This window comes from Agrobacterium larrymoorei, from assembly GCF_037722385.1.
GTDB classification, from domain to species: Bacteria; Pseudomonadota; Alphaproteobacteria; order Rhizobiales; family Rhizobiaceae; genus Agrobacterium; species Agrobacterium larrymoorei_C.
Window position 1 is genome coordinate 131,672 of the sequence record NZ_JBBKAQ010000009.1, and the last position, 16,999, is coordinate 148,670.

Here is a 16,999-nt window from a genome sequence, read left to right on the forward strand (position 1 = left end):
TCCCTACCTTGATCCGGGCCGCCGGTTACTTGGACTGGTTCTGCGCTGCCTGGGTGTCGGCCTGCTTTGGCGCCGTGCGTGTATCGACATCGACGACCACGCTCAAGCCCGCACGCAGGTGGTGCTTGTCGATGTCTTCCTTGGAAAGAACGATACGCACCGGCACGCGCTGGATCACCTTGGTGAAGTTGCCCGTGGCGTTTTCCGGCGGCAGCATGGAGAAGACCGAGCCGGATGCTGGCGAGATCGACTGCACCGTGCCTTCGATCGCGTCATCGTCGAAGGCATCCACATGCACCTTCACCTTGGAACCGGGCACGACTTCAGCGAGCTGCGTTTCCTTGAAATTGGCATCGACATAAAGCTGGCTCATCGGCACCAGTGAAGCCAGGCGCTTGCCAGCAGAGACGAGATCGCCGGTCTGGACCGAAAGATTGCCGATCACGCCGTCATAGGGCGCGCGAAGCACGGTGAAGGAGAGATCGCGGGCTGCTTTGTCACGCGCCAGCTCCAGCGATTTGATCGAGCCTTCGGCCTCTTTACGCTGTGCCTTCAGGAGCGCGATATTGGCCTCAGCCGCAACCACATTTGCCTGACCGGCAGCGAGATTCGCCTTGGCCTGCTCAAGCGCAATGCGCGCATTGTCTGCGGATGCGGCGGTGCCGACATCCTTGGACTGCAGCTCGGTGGCACGCTTGTTGTTGATTTCGGCACCCTGCAGAGCAGCGTCAAGCGCACCCTTCTGGGCAACGGCCTGTGCCAATGCTGCCTCACCGCCTGCGATCTGCGCGTCGATCCGGTTCAAGGACAACTGCTGCGTGGCAAGCTGCGCCTCGGCCTGTTCCAGTGCAAGGCGATAGTCGCCATCATCCAGCGTCACCAGCGGATCGCCAGCCTTCACCTGCTGGTTGGCGACGACATCCACCTTCGCCACATAGCCGGAAACCTTGGGCGAAATCACCGCGATGTCGCCATGCACATAGGCATCGTCGGTCGATACCATGAAGCGGCCGGTCGTCCAGTAGTCGTAGCCATACCAGGCGGCACCGGCCAGAAGCGCAAGACCGATGATCGGCAGAAGGACGGATTTTCGCTTCTTCTGCACCGGCGGCTGCACGGGCGCTGCGGCCTTAGGGGCATCTGCCGGACGATTTTCTTCAGTGCGGGCTTCAGCCTGAGATGCGGTCTGGACTTCTGCTTCTTCAGACGAATTGATCGCTCGGACAGCGCCACTCTTTTGAGACGACATGGGAGACACCTGGTTATACGAAAATTATTGAACTGAACCGTTCGGTTCGATTGACATAATCGCTTTTACACCACATATCAAGTGGCATCGAACCACCCGGTTCGATATATTGAATCGGGTGTTAACCGCGATTGGACGGAAGACTGATGACAGAGAAGGTAATCGAGGACGCATGTTCGGCCACCGCACCCGGTGGGCGCTTTGCCGCGGGTGAAGACCCGTCCAAGCGCGAACAGATCCTTGATGGCGCCTGGCGCATGTTCAAGCAAAAAGGCTTCGACGCCGCCAGCATGAACGATATCACTCGGGAAGCCGGGGTTTCCAAGGGCACGATCTACGTTTACTTCGCCAATAAGGAAGACCTCTTCGCTGCCCTGATCGACCGCCATCGCAGCGAATTTGCTGACTCCATGCGCGACATTCTGGCCGGCACCGAAGAGGTGCGCGATGGTCTGAGGCAGTTTGGAACGGCCTTTGCAAACCGCCTGGTATGCACGGACATGATCCCTGCTATGCGCTCATTGCTTGGCGTTATCGACCGTATGCCCAAGCTGTCGCGACGCTTCTTCAGTTCCGCGCCCAACAATATCAGGATCGTTCTGGAAGAGTTCATCCGCCATCATATCGAAAATGGCAGCCTCCAGGTAGACGATGTGGAACTGGCCGCGCGTCAGTTCATCGAACTTTCCACCGGCACCTTCTTCAAATATCGCCTGTTCGGCGAATTGGAAGGCCCCGTTCCCGACGAAGAGCTGGAGCGCGTGATTTCCAGCGCCATACGCGTCTTCATGGCCGCCTATGGAACCAAAGCCGCCTAAAGCTATTCATTCTTCCGAGTTACTGCGAAGCGCCGAGGGGACCAGCTCCCAACGGCGCTTTTGACATGCTTGCGTCGCAACTTTTTAGTTATAAATAGCCGTTATCTGCGTCCTCTGCGTCGAAACATAACCCTAAGTTGAAAGGAAGCCCGGCCCGATGGAGTCCATCCTCCCGCTCTTGTCAGATCCCACCGCATGGGTGGCGCTCGTCACCCTCATCGTCATGGAGGTGGTGCTGGGTATCGACAACCTCATCTTCATCTCGATCCTGACCAACAAGCTTCCGGAAAACCAGCGGGAAAAGGCACGGCGCATCGGCATCGGGCTGGCGCTGATCATGCGCCTTGGCCTGCTCGGCACCGTCGCCTGGATCGTGCAGCTGACCGAACCGGTCTTCGAAGTCTTCGGCCATCCCTTCTCCTGGAAGGACATCATTCTTATCGTCGGCGGCCTCTTCCTCGTCTGGAAGGCCACCAAGGAAATCCACCACAATGTCGATCCGATCGACCACAAGGAAGACATGGTCGGCGGCAAGGCGGCAATTACCAGCTTCTCGTCGGCCATCGTCCAGATCCTGCTTCTCGATCTCGTCTTCTCGGTGGACAGCATCATCACCGCTGTCGGCATGACCCCGCACGTGCCGATCATGGTCGTCGCCGTCATCGTCGCCGTCACCGTCATGCTGCTCGCCGCAACTCCGCTTGCAAACTTCATCGAGCGCAACCCGACCGTCGTCATGCTGGCACTCGCCTTCCTGCTGATGATCGGCACGACGCTGATTGCAGAAGGCATGGGCTTCCACGTGCCGAAGGGCTACGTCTATGCCGCCATGGCGTTCTCGGCGCTGGTGGAGGTGCTCAACATCGTTGCGCGCAATTCCAAGCGCAAGAAGAGCAGCACCCTGCATTGATGTTTTGAAAACAGGCCGGAGCCCGAGACCGCTGGGGGCTCCGGCGCAGACTCACGGCGACACTCGGCTTGGGGCCGATGGCTGAGAGCCAAGCAACCTCAAACACTTGACCAACATCATAGCTGGGTGCCAGCCGCCGCCTGTTGTGCAAAACGCGCGAGAGGGGCAGGAACAAGTGGCACGGCACCGGCGTTCTTGATGCACCCCTTTCCCGGGTCATCCCGGCGCTGTGCAACCGCAGCGCCCTCCTGAAAGTGCCCTCGCATGACCACAGAGCAGATCCTCGCCTTCGCCGTGATTGCTGGGATGATGATCGCTTTCATGTGGGACAGGTTTCGCTACGATGTGGTGGCCTGCAGCGCGCTTCTGGTGGCTGTTGCCGTTGGCGTCGTTCCCTTCGACAAGGCCTTTTCCGGCTTTTCAGACGACATCGTCATCATCGTTGCCAGTGCGCTGATCGTCAGCTCCGCTGTAGCCCGATCCGGTATCGTCGATTTCATCATCAAACGCTATTTGCCGGAGATGCGCTCGAAGGGCCTGCAACTGGCTTTTCTGATGATCACGGTCGCCGTCATGTCGGCCTTCATCAAGAATATCGGCGCGCTCGCCATCATGATACCGGTCGCCTTCCAGTTCGCCCGCAAATCCGGAAGTCCCGTCTCATTCTATCTGATGCCGATGGCATTCTCCGCTTTGCTCGGCGGCTTGATGACGCAGATTGGCACCTCGCCCAATATCGTCGTCTCGCGCCTTCGCGAGGAAATGACCGGGCAGAGCTTCACCATGTTCGATTTCACCCCCGTCGGCCTTGCGCTCACGGTAGTCGGCATTCTCTTCCTCACCTTCGGCTATCGTCTCTTGCCGATCCGAGCAAAACAGCAGGCGTCGGTGGAGGATATCCTGGACAAGGCGAGCTACACCGCCGAAGCCACGCTGGCACCGGACAGCGTGCTTGTCGACAAGCCGCTGCGCGAACTCCTGCGGCTTGGCGATGGCGACGTGATTGCCAGAACCATCCTGCGTGGCCCGCGTCGCATCTCGCCCTTCCCCGATGTCAAGCTGAAGAGCGGGGACACCGTCATGCTGGAAGGCAGCCCGGAAGGCCTGGACCGGATGGTGTCGCAAGCCAAGCTCATTCTGTCCGGCAAGCCGCTGACGGACAAGGGCGAGAAGGTTGTCGATCTCGTCTCCATGGAAGCCGTGGTCAGCAACGATTCCCATCTGAACGGCATGTCTGCGCGAGAACTGGCGCTTTCCTATACGCGCGGCGTCAATCTGATTGCTGTGTCACGGCGCGGTCAACGGGTCAGCGAACGCCTGAGCGATCTGACCCTGCAGGCAGGCGACGTGCTTTTGCTGCAAGGCAGCCGCAAGAACGTGCCGCTGATGCTGCAGGAGTTTTCGCTGCTACCCCTTGCCCAGCGTGAAATCCTGCTTGGCGTTCAGCGCCGCGCCTTCGTGCCGCTGATCGTGCTGGCAGCTGCGATGATTGCCGCCGGCAGCGGCTTCGTGCCGGTCTCGGTCGCCTTCTTCGCCGCGGCCTTCATGATGATCGTGGTCGGCGCAATCCCGCTAACGGAAGTCTACAAGTCGGTTGATGGCCCGATCCTCGTCATGCTCGCCGCCCTCATTCCCGTCAGCGACAGCCTCAGAACCACAGGTGCCAGCGAGTTGATCTCTCATTGGCTTGGAAGCATCGCGCAAGGTCTGCCCCCCTTTGCCGCACTCGGGCTGATCCTGCTGACCGCCATGGCGGTCACACCCTTCCTCAACAATGCCGCGACCGTTCTCGTCATGGCGCCGATTGCAGCGGGGTTTGCCACGACACTCGGCTTCAAACCCGAGGCCTTCCTGATGGCCGTCGCGATCGGCGCCGGTTGCGACTTCCTCACCCCCATCGGCCACCAGTGCAACACGCTGGTCATGGGACCGGGCGGATACCGTTTCAGCGATTATCCGCGCCTTGGCCTGCCGCTCTCCTTCATCATCGTCATCGTCAGCATTCCCATGCTGCTTTACGTCTGGCCCGTGTCCTGAGGGGGCCCGCCCCCTGCACCACCGGCAAAACGGCACACCCGTCTGTTCAAGAATTGCCGTTGGTCTGCCGAAAATGGTGATTTCGAGAACCGGAGCGGAGCGTACTTGACCTACGTGAGCACCGGAAGCACAGAAATCGCCATTTGCAGGCGGCCAACGGCGATTATCGAACAGACGGTATGTTCTTGACGCCTGCGGCGGAATATGGCCTAAGCCATGCCCAATGGGATGGTGTGAAATGGCGCTTGATCTTGCGCCTGTTTTTGCCAATCCTGCCGCATCCAACGTCAATTTCGCCGACAACAGGCTGATTTCAGCCTTGCGTCGCTGCAACGTCACGACGAGTGAATTTCAATGACCACTTCCGGCGTCCGCGTCCGTATTGCCCCTTCCCCCACCGGTGAGCCGCATGTCGGCACAGCTTACATCGCCCTCTTCAACTACCTCTTCGCCCAGAAGCATGGCGGCGAGTTCATTCTGCGCATCGAAGATACCGATGCCACGCGCTCAACGCGCGAATATGAAGAGAAGGTTCTGGAAGCGCTGAAATGGACCGGCCTAAAATGGTCGGAAGGCCCGGATGTCGGCGGCCCTTATGGCCCCTACCGCCAGTCCGAGCGCAAGGACATGTACTGGCCGTATGCGCAGGAACTGCTCGACAAGGGCCACGCCTTCCGCTGTTTCTGCACGCCGCAGCGCCTGGAAGAAATGCGCGAAGCCCAGCGCGCCGCCGGCAAGCCGCCAGGCTATGACGGTCTTTGCCTGCATCTAAAGGCCGAAGAAGTCACCACCAAGATGGCAGCGGGCGAGCCTTCCGTCGTGCGCATGAAGATCCCGACCGAAGGCTCCTGCGATTTCCATGACGGCGTCTATGGCGATGTCTCGATCCCGTGGGAATCGGTCGACATGCAGGTGCTGATCAAGGCCGACGGCATGCCGACCTATCACATGGCAAACGTCATCGATGACCACCTGATGAAGATCACCCATGTGGCGCGCGGCGAGGAGTGGCTGGCCTCCGTGCCCAAACACATTCTTCTCTATCGCTATTTCGGCTGGCAGGAGCCGGTGTTCATGCATCTGTCCCTGATGCGCAACGCCGACAAGTCGAAGCTTTCCAAGCGCAAGAACCCGACCTCGATCTCCTATTACTCGGCACTCGGCTACCTGCCGGAAGCGCTGATGAACTTCCTCGGTCTGTTCTTCATCCAGATTGCCGAAGGTGAAGAGCTGCTGTCGATGGACGAGCTTGCCGCCAAGTTTGACCCGGAAGCACTTTCCAAGGCTGGCGCGATCTTCGACATCCAGAAGCTCGACTGGCTGAACGGCCGCTGGCTGCGCGAAAAGCTTTCGCCGGAAGAGTTCATTGCCCGCACACTGGAATGGGCGATGGAAAACCAGCGCCTGACCGAAGGCCTGAAGCTCTCTCAGAGCCGCGTCTCCAAGCTTGGCGAATTGCCCAATCTCGCAGGCTTCCTGCTCTCCGGCGATGTCGGCCTCACACCTGCCTCCTTCGCTGGTCTCAAGAGCAAGCCGGAAGAGATTCTCGAGATCCTGACGACCGTTGCCACCGATCTGGAAAAAATGCCGGACTGGAACGTCGAAGCCATCGAAGCGGAACTGCGCGATGTGGCAGAACGCACGGGCAAGAAGCTGCGCGTCGTCACCCCGCCGCTTTTCGTCGCCATGTCTGGATCCTCGCGCTCGCTGCCGCTCTTCGATTCCATGGCGCTTCTCGGACGCTCCGTCGTGCGCCAACGCCTGAAGGCAGCGATCACCGTCGTCACGACGATGGTTGGCGCTGCGGGCTGACAGGACAGTGCGGCCACACGACGTGGCCGCCATACACACAAGAACAACCTGCCCGAAAAAGGCCTAGAGACGATGACCGACACCAAGACGACCGAAACGACTGCCCTGTCCTCCGACGCCACCGAAGTACGCCGCCAGAAGCTGGCGCTTTTGCGCGACAAGATCGGCGACGTCTATCCGGCGCATTTCCACCGCACGCTGACCAATGCCGAGCTTGCGGAAAAATACGCCGATATCGAGCCGGATGTCGAAACGGGCGATACGGTCACGGTTGCCGGTCGAGTCTACTCCTCGCGCAATTCCGGCATGTTCATGGATATCCATGATGCGTCCGGCAAGGTGCAGATCTTCTCCCACAAGGACACCACGCCGGAAGCCGCCCGCGAGATGCTGCCGATGATTGACATTGGCGACATCATCGGCGTCACCGGCAAGGTGCGCCGCACCAAGCGTGGTGAACTGACGATCAATGCCGAAGAGATCACCATGCTCACCAAGTCGCTTCTGCCGATGCCGGAGAAGTGGAACGGTATTTCCGACGTCGAAATCCGCTATCGCAAGCGCCATCTGGACATCCTCTCCAACGAGGAATCCAAGCTGCGCTTCCAGCAGCGTTCCAAGATCATTTCCGGCATCCGCCGCTTCATGGAGGCCGAAGGCTTCCTCGAAGTCGAAACGCCGATGCTGCAGACGGTCTACGGCGGCGCCACGGCCGATCCGTTCAAGACCTTCCACAACACGCTGAAGATGGACATGTATCTGCGCATCGCGCCGGAACTGTTCCTGAAGCGCACGCTGGTGTCTGGTCTTTCCGACAAGGTCTTCGAGGTCAACCGCAACTTCCGCAATGAGGGCGTGTCGACCCGGCACAATCCCGAATTCACCATGCTGGAATGCTACTGGGCCTATGCCGATTACGAGGACATCATGAGCCTCGTGGAGCGCATGTTCGAAACGCTGGCAATCGCCATCCACGGCACGACCGAGCTGGACTTCCAGGGCCAGACGATTTCCTTCAAGGGTCCGTTCAAGCGCGTGCCGATGCCCGATGCCGTCAAGGAAGCGACCGGCATCGACTTCCTGGCGATCAAGACCGACGAGGAAGCCCGCGCCGCCGCCAAGGCTGCTGGCTTCGAAGTCGAGAAGGACTGGACCTGGGGCGAATGCCTCGCCTTCATCTTCGAAGAAAAGGTCGAAGGCACGCTGATCCAGCCAAGCCACGTCACGCATTTCCCCAAGGACATCTCGCCCTTCGCCAAGGAAGTGCCGGGCGAGCCGCGCCTCGTCGAGCGTTTCGAGAGCTACTGCAACGCCTGGGAAGTGGGCAACGCCTTCTCCGAACTGAACGACCCGGAAGAACAGCGCCGCCGCATGGTAGAGCAGCTGGAACAGGCGCACGCCCGCGGCGAGAAGGACAAGCAGATCGATGACGAATTCCTCGACGCCATCGACCAGGGCATGCCCCCCGCCGGCGGCCTCGGCATCGGCGTCGACCGTCTGGTCATGCTGCTGACAAACGCCCCATCGATCCGCGACGTCATCCTCTTCCCAGCCCGCCGCCAGAAGGCCGACTGAGGCTTGAGATGCAAACGACCGTCGCGACGAGCGGCGGTCACCGTTTTAACGGATGTGGTGTCAGTAAGCCGATGAGCCCGGCAACCTAATCAATGCTCAGGCTTCGGAGCCTCTGCCGCGTGGTCGCCACCGGAAGCATCAGCGTGACCACCCGCATCCTGTGCAGCAGGCGCTTCGTGCCCATCAGCCGCTTCTGTGGAAGGCGCGCCATGCGTGTCAGGCTCTTCCGCCACCGCGGGCGCGCTATGACCCGCGGGCTCGCTTGGAGCGTCTGACGCTGGAACGTCGCCGTGGCCCTCAGCCGCGGCCGGTTGGCCATGGCCTTCTGCTGCCGGCTGCTCGGCCGCAACCGCGGTCGTCTCGCCCTTGCCGAACAGCAGAGACTTGATATAGCCGAAGCTGAACATGCTTTCGCTCTTGTCGGGTGTCGACGTCAAAAGCGGTTCGGCCGAGCCGTGACCGCTACCGTCTGCACTCGCAGGCGCGTCGTGGCCGCCTTCGGCAGGCTTGTCGCCACTGCCATGTCCATCGCCTTCGCCACCATGCCCGTCGGAGCCTTTCGCCTCGGCGCCGTGGCCACCGGCGTCCTTGCTTTCGGCACCATGTCCATCCGAGCCATGTCCGCTGGCCTCAGCACCGTGACCGGCAGGCGCACCATGGCCACCGGCCGGCGCGCCATGTGCATCGGCGGGCGGCGCTGGATCGACGCAGTCGGCAAATTCGGTCAGAGATGCGGTGATCGCCTTGGCGTCCTCGACCGGCAGATCGATGCGCAGGCCGTAGAACTGGCCGTCATCGGCAGCGGCGCCATCGTAGTAATAGGCGGAGTAATTCTGTGAGGCAGCGCCTTCCGGCAGCTTGCTGAGATCGGCGATGTAGATCGCCTGCGCGGCGATCGAGCGGCCGCGCATATCGGCGCGCATCTGCGGGCCTTTGGCATCCAATACAGAAACCTGGACGAGATCGGGGTGATCCTTGTCGTAGATGGCCTTGGCCACGCGCAGCGCCGTCTTCATGCGCTCAGGCCCATCGCCGCCTTCGGTACGCACGAATTTGCGGACCCAGACCGATCCGTTCTTCTTGATCTTGACCGTCTGGGCCGTCTTGCATTCCAGGCCGTTCTGCACGACCTCGGAGGGGCCGAAGAGCTGATCCTTGCCGACGACAATGGCAGCAACGCCGGAGGCACCACCAAGAAGGAGGATACCGCCGCCAATCAACACCACTTTGCGGGAAAACCGTATTCTTTTGAACACTGCTTTCACGTCAAACGTCCCGACATAGACAACCTCGTCTAACGCCTTCGTCTCCCGTCGCGCCTCTGTGCGCAACCGGAGTGGAAAAGGCCGGATGGTGATAGACCACATCCGTGCAGCCATTGATCTTGATGGCTTCTCATTGAAGAAGACTTAATCGGGCCGGAAAAACCGTTCGAATCCGGACGTTTTTTGGGCGCGATGCAACGCGCCCGTGAGCGGGAATCCAGGCAAAGCCTCACCCCCAACCACGTCGCTGATCCTCAGCGACTTTTCCGGAAGCAACATGCAAGAAGGCGCATTCACGGCGCGACACGTTCCGTCCGGTTCTCTTTGCTGGAAGCATGCTGCAAACCGCAAATGGTGTTGCGTTCCTGACGATCAACCCGCGCCGTGCTTTGAAATGATGCCTTACATCCATTCGTTGCGGGCTGAAGATGGAACAATATCAAGTCGCAGTCGTTCGTAATGAGAATGATTTGCAATAGCATTGACAATCTTCGCGCCGTTTACCACATTGCTATTGCGAATTAATCGCAAAAGAGGTTTGATTATTGTCATGAACTTGACCCGCTCGACGTTTCTCGCTTTCTGCGCCGCGGCCTTCCTGCCCTTCTCGGCTCTTGCTGCGGAAAAACCCAAGGTGATCACCACCTTCACCATCATTGCCGATATGGCCCGCAACGTTGCGGGCGACGCGGCCGACGTCGAGAGCATCACCAAGGCAGGGGCCGAGATTCATAACTATCAGCCTACCCCGCGCGATATTCTCAAAGCCCGCGATGCCAACCTCGTCTTGTGGAACGGGCTGAACCTCGAACTCTGGTTTCAGAAGTTTCTTGCCAATCTCTCCGACGTCCCGAACGTTGTGGTCAGTAATGGCGTCACACCGATCTCGATCAGCGGCGGCGCCTATAGTGGCAAACCCAACCCACATGCCTGGATGTCACCGGACAATGCGCTGATCTATGTCGAGAACATCCGCAAGGCACTCACGCAAATCGATCCCGACCATGCGGATGTCTACGCCGCCAATGCCAAGGCCTATTCGGACAAGATCAGACAGGAAATCCAGCCGATGCGCGAGGCCATCGCCGCACTGCCGGAAAACAAGCGCTGGCTGGTGACGAGCGAAGGGGCCTTCTCCTATCTCGCGCGCGATTTCGGCCTGAAGGAACTGTTCCTATGGCCGGTCAATGCCGATAGCCAGGGCACACCGCAGCAGGTGCGCGGCGTCATCGACGCGATGCGCGAAAACAACGTCCACGTCATCTTCAGCGAAAGCACCGTATCGCCCGATCCCGCCAAGCAGGTGGCGAAGGAAACGGGCGCGGCCTATGGCGGCATTCTCTATGTGGATTCTCTGAGTGAGGCGAACGGCCCCGTGCCGACCTATCTCGATCTTCTGCGCACCACAACAGCCACCATCGTGAAGGGTCTCAGCCAATGATGATGGGGAAAACGAGAAGCGCTGCGAAGCCAAAGCCTGGTCAGGATGGCCTCACCGTCGATGACGTAACGGTCACCTATCGCAACGGCCACACGGCACTGCGCCGCGCAAGCTTCTCGATCCCCAAAGGCACCATCACCGCCCTCGTCGGCGTCAATGGTGCGGGCAAATCCACCATCTTCAAGGCCATCATGGGCTTCGTGCCGATGTCGGCCGGCTCCGTCTCCATCTTCGGCGAGCCGGCTTCCGCCGCGCTGAAAAAGAACCTCGTCGCCTATGTGCCACAGGCCGAAGAGGTGGATTGGAGCTTTCCCGTTCTGGTCGAGGATGTGGTGATGATGGGCCGCTACGGCCACATGAACTTCTTTCGCATTCCCACCAAGCGCGACCACCGCATGGTGGAAGAGGCACTTGCCCGCGTCAACATGCTGGATTACCGCAAGCGCCAGATCGGCGAGCTTTCCGGCGGCCAGAAGAAACGCGTCTTTCTCGCCCGTGCGCTGGCACAGGAAGGCAAGGTCATTCTGCTCGACGAGCCCTTTACCGGCGTCGACGTGACGACCGAAGAGCAGATCATTGCGCTCTTAAAGTCGCTGCGCGACGAAGGCCGCATCATGCTGGTTTCAACCCACAATCTCGGCAGCGTGCCGGATTTCTGCGACCGCGCCGTCTTCGTCAAAGGCACCGTCATTGCCTCGGGCAAGACGAAGGACACCTTCACGGAAGCCAATCTTCAGGCAGCCTTTGGCGGGAGCCTGCGCCACTTCATCCTCGGCGGTGCCGATCTGCACGACGACGCCGACCCTCGGCGTCTGAAGGTCATCACCGATGACGAACGTCCCTTCGTCATCTACGGCCAGAACGGTCACGAGACGAGAAGCGATCCGGCGCAGGTGGGCGAGGCGGAGCGATGATCTCCACCCTGCTTGAGCCCTTCACCTATTCCTACATGCTGAACGCCATCTGGGTCAGCGCCCTGGTTGGAGGCGTCTGCGGCTTCCTCTCCGCCTATCTGATGCTGAAGGGTTGGTCGCTGATTGGCGATGCCCTCTCTCACGCAATCGTTCCCGGCGTGGCGGGCGCCTATATGCTGGGCCTGCCCTTCGCGCTCGGTGCGTTCTTCTCCGGCGGTCTCGCGGCGGCGTCGATGCTGTTTCTCAACCAGAAGACCAGACTGAAGGAAGACGCCATTATCGGCCTGATCTTCACCTCGTTCTTTGGCCTTGGGCTCTTCATGGTGTCGCTCTCGCCCACTTCCATCAACATCCAGACCATCGTTCTCGGCAACATTCTCGCCATCACCACGGAGGACACGATCCAGCTCGCGCTGATCGGCGGCATCAGCCTGCTGGTCCTCTCGTTGAAATGGCGAGACTTCATGGTGGTGTTCTTCGATGAGAACCACGCCCGCACCATCGGCCTCAAGCCGGACGTACTGAAGGTGATCTTCTTCACCCTGCTCGCCGCTTCAACCGTCGCGGCCCTGCAGACCGTTGGCGCCTTTCTCGTCGTCGCCATGGTGGTGACGCCCGGCGCCACGGCCTATCTTTTGACCGACCGTTTCGAGCGGCTGATCGGCATGAGCTTCGGTATCGGCGCCGTCACCAGCTTTGTCGGCGCCTACCTGAGCTACTTCCTCGATGGCGCGACCGGCGGCATCATCGTTGTGCTGCAAACACTGATCTTTTTGACCGCCTTTGTCTTTGCGCCGAAGCACGGTTATCTGGCCTCTCGCGCCAAGGCCCGCGCCGCATTGGAGAAGGCTGCATGAGCGAGTATCTCGAACTGACGCTCCTGCCTTTTCAGCTTCCCTTCATGCAATATGCCTTCATCATCACGCTGATGATTGCCGTGCCGATGGCGATGCTTTCCTGTCTGCTGGTGCTGAAAGGCTGGTCGCTGATGGGCGACGCGGTCTCGCATGCGGTGCTGCCGGGCGTCGTCATCGCCTATATCGTCGGCATACCCTTTTCCATCGGCGCCTTCATCGCCGGCATGATCTGCGCGCTCGGCACCGGTTTTCTGAAAGAAAACAGCCGCATCAAGGAAGACACGGTTCTCGGCATCGTCTTTTCCGGCATGTTCGGGCTGGGGCTGGTGCTTTACGTCAAGGTGCAGAGCGATGTGCATCTCGATCATATCCTCTTCGGCGATATGCTCGGCGTTTCAGTTTCTGACATTATCGAGACCGGCCTGATTGCGCTGGCCAGCACCCTCTTCCTTGCCATCCTGCGCAAGGACCTGCTGGTGCATGCCTTCGATCCGCAGCACGCCAAGGCGATTGGTCTACCGGTGCGCATTCTGCATTACGGGCTGCTTGCGGTGTTGTCGCTGACGGTCGTCGGCGCGCTGCAGGCAATCGGCATCATCCTGTCTGTCGCCATGCTGGTGGCGCCCGGTGCCATCGCCTTCCTCATCACTCGGCGCTTTTCCGCCATGCTGGTCACTGCCGTCTCTGTGGCGCTCTTCTCTTCCACGCTCGGCATCTGGCTGAGCTTCCTGATCGACAGCGCACCAGCCCCCACTATCGTCCTGATCATGAGCGGCCTCTTTATCCTTGCCTTCCTGCGCACGACGATGAAGGCGAAAAAGACATCCGCTACTGCCTCCGCGTGACGCCGCAGCGCGCGCCCTCGAAAAAGATTTTCGGTACCCTGGAACCTCTTCCCTCACTTTTGCGTCATTAGTGCATGCCCGCGCGCGTGAAGATCAATCCGCGACAAGGGCATGGATGAACAAGGACTTAGAGACAAACGAGTGGGTCCCGGACCTTAAGCGTTTGCCCGTTTCAAATCTGACGCAAGAGGAACGACCATGCTGAAGTGGGCTCTTATATTTTTCGTGATCTCGATCATCGCCGGCGTTTTCGGCTTCACAGGCATCTCCGCGGCGGCCTCCGGCATCGCGCGCATCCTGTTCTTCATCGCCGTGGTCGTCTTCCTCATCTTCCTGGTGCTGGCACTGATGGCCGGCCAGGCGATCCTGTAGGGATTACACAGGCTTGGAATGCAGAAACGGTCGGGCCGCCCCGGCCGTTTTTGTTTGGTGTGAATCCCAATGGCGTTATCCACACTCCCCTCATTCCAGTCCTCGGACTTGATCCGTGGATCATCGCAGGAGTCTAGCTGGCGCGCGTCTGCGCGGCGGGCAAAGTCATTTCAGACCAAAGACTTGGCTTGGTTGGATTGAGGCGTTCTTGATGACTGCTGTGGTGGCTCGGCTACACCGGCTGAAAGCAGACCATCACGCCGTCCAGCCACCATCGATCACATGGATCTGACCGGTCGTAAATCCAGCCTCGTCGGATGCCAGATAGGTCACGAGCGCCGCAATCTCTTCCGCCTTGGCAATGCGGCCCATGGGCTGGCGAGCGATGAAGTCGCTGAGCGCCTTCTCGTAATCGCCGGTGGCACGCAGACGCTCATGCAGCGACGGGCTGTCCACCGTGCCGGGGCAGATGGCGTTGCAGCGGATACCCTTGGTGACGAAATCGGACGCAATCGATTTTGTCAGGCCCACCACGGCCGCCTTCGAGGCCGTATAGGCAAAACGGTTCGGCACTCCTTTGACGCTGGAGGCCACTGACGACATGTTGACGATGGCGCCCTTGCCGTTTTCCAGCATGGCAGGCAAAAAGGCGCGGCAGGTGCGGTACATGGCCTTGGCGTTGAGATCGAAGGAGAAATCCCAATCCTTTTCCTCGCAGTCGAGAATGGTGCCTGCGTGCACGAAGCCCGCGCAGTTGAAGAGCACATCGGCAGAACCGACTTCGGCGGCAAAGGCCTGAACGGCAGCGCCATCGAGAACGTTTAGAACGCGGGTCTCGGCATTCTCAAGGGTTGCGAGCGCGGCCTCATTGATGTCGGTAGCAATGACGCGCGCACCGAGCGAGATGAAGCGTTCCGCCGTCGCCCGGCCGATACCCTGCGCGGCTGCGGTGATGACAACGGTCTGTCCTGAAAAATCTTGGCCCATGATGGCTCTCCTCCGGCGCCTTCGGGCGCAATGTCTCAAATATGCATCGACAATTCATATGTAAACAGTGTATTCACAGACCGTCAAGCCAGCTTGCAGTCAATAGAGGTCCGATGACGGAAGACGATAGCGACAGATACCGCGCACCGGCACTCGACAAGGGGCTGGATATTCTCGAGCTTCTGGCCCGCACCGATGGGGGGCTGACCCAGGTCGAAATCGCCAAGGCGCTCGGCAAGAGCCCCAACGAGTTTTACCGCATGCTGGATCGCCTGGTGCGCCGTGGCTATGTGCAGCGCCAGGATGGCGATCGCTTCACCCTGACCCTGAAGATGTTTGGACTTGCTCACTTTCACCAGCCGGTCAGACGTCTCGTCTCCTTCGCCGCACCGATGATGCGGGATTTCTCCGCTAAAGCGCAGCAGGCCTGTCATCTTGCAGTCTATGATCGCGGCTCGGTCGTCGTCATTGCGCAGCAGGATTCCTCAACCTATTGGGCGCTCTCCATTCGCGTTGGCGCGCAGATGAGCCTCTTCAATACCGGCTCCGGTCACGTTCTTCTGGCCTTCCAGAACGAGACGCAAAGGGAGCTGATGATTGCCGAGCAGCTACGTGGCGATGAAAAGGAGCTACCTGCAAACCTGCGCGAGCGGCTGCAACAGGTGAAGGCCCGAGGCTATGAGAGCATGAACAGCCTGCAGACGGCCGGCGTGCGCAACATCTCCGCGCCGATCCTGACCCTTGACGGAACGGCGCTCGCGGTTGTCACCTGCCCCTTCATCGGCTCGCTCAACGAAGCGGCACCGAAAGAGCAAGACTGTCTGGCCCTGATCCGTGAGACGGCTAGGGCGATTTCCGAAGTGGTTGCCGGGCAGTAATGCGCCTTTAGAGCGGTTCACCATTTTTCTGAATCGATTTGGATTCCCAAATCAGTTTTGTTCTGATTCTTTGATGCTGGCTGGACGGAGGCCAGCATCCAATGACCGCACCGATATCAAATGATCTTCGTGAGCGTGTTGTCGCTGCTGTGTCGAGCGGCGAGAGCATTCGTGCCGTGGCTGCACGCTTTGAAGTGGCTGCGTCTTCCGTGGTGAAGTGGTCGCAGCGCCATCGTGCGACGGGATCGGTTCGCCCTGCCAAGATGGGTGGTTATCGAAAGCGTATACTTGAGCCGCATCGTGACTTCATTGCCGAGCGGCTCGCTCAAAATCCACATCTGACGCTCCATGGCCTAAAGGCGGAACTGTCATCTCGAGGCATTCGCGTCTCCCATAATGCGATTTGGGAATTCCTCCGCAGCGAAGGACTGCGCTTCAAAAAAAACGCTGTTTGCCCTTGAGCAGGCGCGTGCCGATGTGGCTCGCAGACGACAGAGATGGATGACTTTACAGCATCACCTTGATCCCGAACAGCTGGTCTTTATCGATGAGACCTGGATCAAGACCAACATGACCCCCATCAGAGGCTGGGGCCCAAAGGGCAAGCGCCTGCGGGCCTTTGCGCCGCACGGGCACTGGCGCACCATGACATTCCTCGGGGCCTTGAGAAACGACCGGCTGACAGCACCTTGCGTCTTTGACGGGCCCATCAACGGCCAGTGCTTCCGCGCCTATGTCGAACAGCAGTTGGTGCCCATTCTCAAGCCCGGCGATATCGTCATCATGGACAATCTCGGCAGCCACAAGGCAGCCGCCATCCACAGCGCCATCAAAGCCGCCGGTGCGAGGCTTTGGTTCCTGCCGCCCTATTCGCCCGACCTCAATCCCATCGAACAGGCCTTCTCAAAGATAAAGCACTGGATGCGTCATGCGCAGAAGCGGACAATGGAAGACACCTGGCGGCATATCGGCGCGCTCGTCCAAACAATCCAACCAGACGAATGCGCAAACTATCTCCAAAACGCAGGATATGTTTCCG

At 59.8% G+C, this 16,999-nt stretch carries 15 protein-coding genes; 12 read left to right on the forward strand and 3 right to left on the reverse strand.

All coding sequences use genetic code 11. The features are described 5' to 3' along the window. Window positions 1-25: 25 nt before the first annotated feature. A complete protein-coding gene (locus WKI41_RS12695; RefSeq protein WP_340193866.1) occupies window positions 26-1,249 on the reverse strand; it encodes an HlyD family secretion protein in 1,224 nt (407 codons plus the stop codon). 146 nt (window positions 1,250-1,395) lie between these two features. Here WKI41_RS12695 and WKI41_RS12700 point away from each other — a divergent pair, with 146 nt between their 5' ends. The 5 genes from WKI41_RS12700 (at window position 1,396) to lysS (ending at window position 8,401) form a co-directional block, all read left to right on the forward strand. Beyond that, complete coding sequence (locus tag WKI41_RS12700) at window positions 1,396-2,067, forward strand: TetR/AcrR family transcriptional regulator (protein WP_340193867.1); 672 nt, start codon at window positions 1,396-1,398, stop codon at window positions 2,065-2,067. Between the two features lie 157 nt (window positions 2,068-2,224). After that, window positions 2,225-2,977 (forward strand): TerC family protein, encoded by a 753-nt coding sequence (locus WKI41_RS12705; RefSeq protein ID WP_340193868.1) that lies wholly within the window; start codon window positions 2,225-2,227, stop codon window positions 2,975-2,977. A gap of 264 nt (window positions 2,978-3,241) precedes the next feature. After that, the gene (locus tag WKI41_RS12710; RefSeq protein WP_340193869.1) at window positions 3,242-5,014 is read left to right on the forward strand and encodes an SLC13 family permease; all 1,773 of its coding nucleotides are present in this window, start codon (window positions 3,242-3,244) and stop codon (window positions 5,012-5,014) included. 354 nt (window positions 5,015-5,368) lie between these two features. After that, window positions 5,369-6,826 (forward strand): glutamate--tRNA ligase, encoded by a 1,458-nt coding sequence (gltX, locus tag WKI41_RS12715; protein ID WP_340193870.1) that lies wholly within the window; start codon window positions 5,369-5,371, stop codon window positions 6,824-6,826. Between the two features lie 72 nt (window positions 6,827-6,898). Continuing rightward, window positions 6,899-8,401 (forward strand): lysine--tRNA ligase, encoded by a 1,503-nt coding sequence (lysS, locus tag WKI41_RS12720; RefSeq protein ID WP_340193871.1) that lies wholly within the window; start codon window positions 6,899-6,901, stop codon window positions 8,399-8,401. A gap of 89 nt (window positions 8,402-8,490) precedes the next feature. On the opposite strand, the gene WKI41_RS12725 is transcribed toward lysS, so the two are convergent. Next, window positions 8,491-9,666, reverse strand: a complete 1,176-nt coding sequence (locus WKI41_RS12725; RefSeq protein ID WP_340193872.1) for a hypothetical protein — start codon at window positions 9,664-9,666, stop codon at window positions 8,491-8,493. Window positions 9,667-10,216: 550 nt separating this feature from the next. Between WKI41_RS12725 and WKI41_RS12730 the strand changes: the two genes are divergently transcribed. The 5 genes from WKI41_RS12730 (at window position 10,217) to WKI41_RS12750 (ending at window position 14,095) form a co-directional block, all read left to right on the forward strand. After that, complete coding sequence (locus WKI41_RS12730) at window positions 10,217-11,107, forward strand: metal ABC transporter substrate-binding protein (protein ID WP_340193873.1); 891 nt, start codon at window positions 10,217-10,219, stop codon at window positions 11,105-11,107. Further along, window positions 11,104-12,021, forward strand: coding sequence for a manganese/iron ABC transporter ATP-binding protein (locus WKI41_RS12735; RefSeq protein WP_340193874.1), 918 nt, complete (start codon window positions 11,104-11,106; stop codon window positions 12,019-12,021). Before WKI41_RS12730 ends, WKI41_RS12735 begins: the two co-directional genes overlap by 4 nt. After that, entirely contained in the window at window positions 12,018-12,878 is an 861-nt protein-coding gene (locus tag WKI41_RS12740; protein WP_340193875.1) for a metal ABC transporter permease, read from the forward strand. The genes WKI41_RS12735 and WKI41_RS12740 overlap by 4 nt, the downstream gene beginning before the upstream one ends. Then, window positions 12,875-13,723: a metal ABC transporter permease gene (locus WKI41_RS12745; protein WP_340193876.1), complete on the forward strand. Its 849-nt coding sequence runs from the start codon at window positions 12,875-12,877 to the stop codon at window positions 13,721-13,723. Before WKI41_RS12740 ends, WKI41_RS12745 begins: the two co-directional genes overlap by 4 nt. 198 nt (window positions 13,724-13,921) lie before the next feature. Continuing rightward, the gene (locus WKI41_RS12750; protein ID WP_306934454.1) at window positions 13,922-14,095 is read left to right on the forward strand and encodes a DUF1328 domain-containing protein; all 174 of its coding nucleotides are present in this window, start codon (window positions 13,922-13,924) and stop codon (window positions 14,093-14,095) included. 255 nt (window positions 14,096-14,350) lie between these two features. Here the strand turns inward: WKI41_RS12750 and WKI41_RS12755 are convergent, their stop codons facing one another. After that, window positions 14,351-15,082 carry an SDR family oxidoreductase gene (locus WKI41_RS12755; RefSeq protein ID WP_340193877.1) on the reverse strand — a complete coding sequence of 244 codons (732 nt, stop codon included), beginning with the start codon at window positions 15,080-15,082 and terminating at the stop codon, window positions 14,351-14,353. A gap of 113 nt (window positions 15,083-15,195) precedes the next feature. Here WKI41_RS12755 and WKI41_RS12760 point away from each other — a divergent pair, with 113 nt between their 5' ends. After that, entirely contained in the window at window positions 15,196-15,960 is a 765-nt protein-coding gene (locus tag WKI41_RS12760; protein ID WP_340193878.1) for an IclR family transcriptional regulator, read from the forward strand. 101 nt (window positions 15,961-16,061) lie between these two features. Continuing rightward, window positions 16,062-16,999, forward strand: a protein-coding gene (locus WKI41_RS12765) for an IS630 family transposase (RefSeq protein WP_340193879.1) whose coding sequence is annotated in 2 segments (ribosomal slippage) — window positions 16,062-16,397 and window positions 16,399-16,999 — 937 coding nt annotated over the 2 segments. Because the reading frame shifts where the segments join, the coding sequence is not laid out codon by codon here. This gene is flagged as partial in the annotation.